2 protein-coding genes are annotated in these 2555 nt (G+C 68.6%); both read left to right on the forward strand.

Translation table 11 applies throughout. The features are described from left to right. On the forward strand, positions 1-1569 hold a 1569-nt coding region (locus EOA36_RS37535; RefSeq protein WP_189553485.1), incomplete at its 5' end, for a hypothetical protein. Further along, positions 1569-2555: hypothetical protein (locus EOA36_RS33115; protein WP_210212439.1), on the forward strand; the 987-nt coding region annotated here is incomplete at its 3' end. The genes EOA36_RS37535 and EOA36_RS33115, both read left to right, overlap by 1 nt.

The raw sequence follows: 2555 nt of genomic DNA on the forward strand, positions 1-2555 counted from the left end.
GACGATGCGGTGCGGCGCGGCATCCTGGCGCCCGACGACGCCGAAAAGGCCAAGATCGTCAGCCGCCGCAATTCGGCGCTTTCCTACTACGCCAAGCAGGCCGAGACGCTGGACGCCGACGGCATCGCCACGATGAAAAAGGAAATGACCGCCGACTTCGCCGATGGCGGCATTGCCGGGCTGGACGGCGATGGCTGGTCGACGCTGTCGACCGGGCTCGACAAGTTGGAAAAGCAAAAGCGCAGCCTGGCCAAACGGCAGGAGACCGATTTCCGCAAGCGCGGCGATTCGATGGCGTTGCGCCTGCAGCAGGGTCTTGAGATCGACCCGGCCGAGCTGTCGCAGATGATGCTCGATACGTCCGCCACGCGGGGCGGCAAGGAAATCATGCAGGAGACGTTTTCGAAGATCTCCGCCGCTCGCGCCATCAACGACATGAGCCTTGCGCAGGCAACGGCCCATGTCGCCGGCCTGCGCAAGCAATATGGCGACGACGCCACGGCCGCGCAGGGGCGCACGCTGGCCTTTGCCGAAAAGATGCTCGATGCCAAGCGCAAGGCCATCACAACGGACAGCGTCAGCTACGCTGAAAAGCAGGGCATCGTGCCGCCGACGCCGCCGCTGACCGATGCGGCCACACCTGACGACATGGCCTCGATCGTCTCGCAACGGGCACAGTCGGCCGAGGACGCCGCCAAGGAATTGGGCGTGGCGCCGCGCTATCTCAAATCAGGCGAGGCGCTGGCGCTGTCGAAAGCGATCAAGGCCGACCCGAGCAAGGGCGCCGCGATGGCCGGCGCGATCGTCGCCGGCGCTGGCAATGCGGCACCGCAGGTGCTGTCCGAATTCGGCAAGGACGCGCCGATGATCGCCGAGGCCGGCGCCATCATTGCCGTCAACGGCTCGCAGCGCGCGGCCGAGGATGTCATTGCGGGCTACGGCAAGAGCGCGGACGGCAAGCAGATGAAGGGCTTGAAGCCCGACGCCGCCCAGCAGCGCTTCAATGGCGTGGTCGGCTCGGCGCTGGCCGCCCAGCCGGAAGACGCGCTCCAGATTGGCCGCGCCGCCGCCTCGATCGCGCGCAAGCGCATCACCGAGGAAGGCCTTGACCCGACCAGCGACGAAGCGATTGCCGTGCAGGACCAGGCGCTGCAGGAGGCCGCCGGCGCCGTCTACGATCGTGGCGTGCAGTATGGCGGCTTTACCGACACCGGCGCCGGCTGGTTTTCGAGTGGCGCCAAGGTGTGGGTGCCCAACGAAATCCGCGCCGACATGTTCGACCAGGTGCTTGGCGCGGTGACCGATGAGGATCTTGCGGCGCTGAAGGTGCAGCCGAAGGGCGGCATCGCCGCCGGCCGCTTCGGCAATGTCCGCGTCCAGCAGGGCGGGGCAGCGACGTTGCGCGGGGCTCGGCCTGTCGCTGTCAATGGCGGCTTTGCCTTCGCGGTTGGAGATCCCGGCGGCAACGACCCGCAATGGATCATGGGCAGCGACGGCAAGCCTTACGTGCTTGACCTCGTCGCCTTGCGCGACCGGCTGGCGCCGCGTGTACCGGGGGCGTTTCGCTGATGTTCCTCTACAAGACGCAATTCGGGGAAAACCCGACCTTCGCGCCGAATTTCACCGACACGATGGCGCATGAGAACGAACAGCGCCAGGCGGCCGACGATCTTTGGAACACTACCCGCGAGCTGCAGCGCTACAAGGAAAATTCGAACGCCGAGGACACCGCGCTTGGTGAGGCCTATGACCGGCGCAACAAGGCGATCTTCGACGCCACCGGCGTGCAGCTGCCGAACCCGCGCCGCGATTTTTCCGCGCAGGAGCTTCAAGAAGGCGCGCGCATTTCCGACGCCGGCGGCGATCCGTGGGCGGTGATGCAGCGCAGCGAAGCCGCCTGGCAGGAGAAGGCCACGGCGCTGGCGCGCGAGCGGCCGCAATTCGCCGACATCATCGGCGCCGATCGCCCGATCGGTGATGACGCGGCGGCGATCGCGCGCGGGGCGGAAGCGGCGGCCGGCAAGGCGGCGGCGCGGGCGGATGCCGCCGGCGTCGGCGGCTTGCGCAAGCTGGGCGCAAATCTGGGCGGCGGCATCGCCGGTTCGATCCGCGACCCCATGCAGATCGGCGCCATGTTCCTGGGCGGTGGCATTTCCTCGCCGGCGCGCTCGTTCGGCTGGCGCTTGTTGGAATCGGTGTTCACCGAAGGCGCGGTCAATGGCGGCATCGAGGCCGGCGTGCAGGCGTCCAGCTGGGACTGGAAGCAACGCGCCGGGCTGGAACACAGCGTCGGTGGCTCGCTCGGCCAGGTCGGGCTGGCGACGCTGTTCGGCGGCGGCCTGGGCGGCCTGCTGGAAGGCGGGCGCACCGTGTTCCGGCTGTTGGGCAAGGCCGCGCCCGAGGAAGCGCTGCAGCGGGCCGCTGCGGGCACGCCAGAGGCAGGCGACACCAAGGCGATTGCCGATGCGCTGGGCGTCAAGCTCGACGCTGACAGCGCCCGTGCGGCCGAGCTGGCGGCCGAACAACCGCACCTCGACGCCGGCGGGCGGCGGGCC

Source organism: Mesorhizobium sp. M8A.F.Ca.ET.021.01.1.1, assembly GCF_003998025.1.
Lineage (GTDB): Bacteria > Pseudomonadota > Alphaproteobacteria > Rhizobiales > Rhizobiaceae > Mesorhizobium.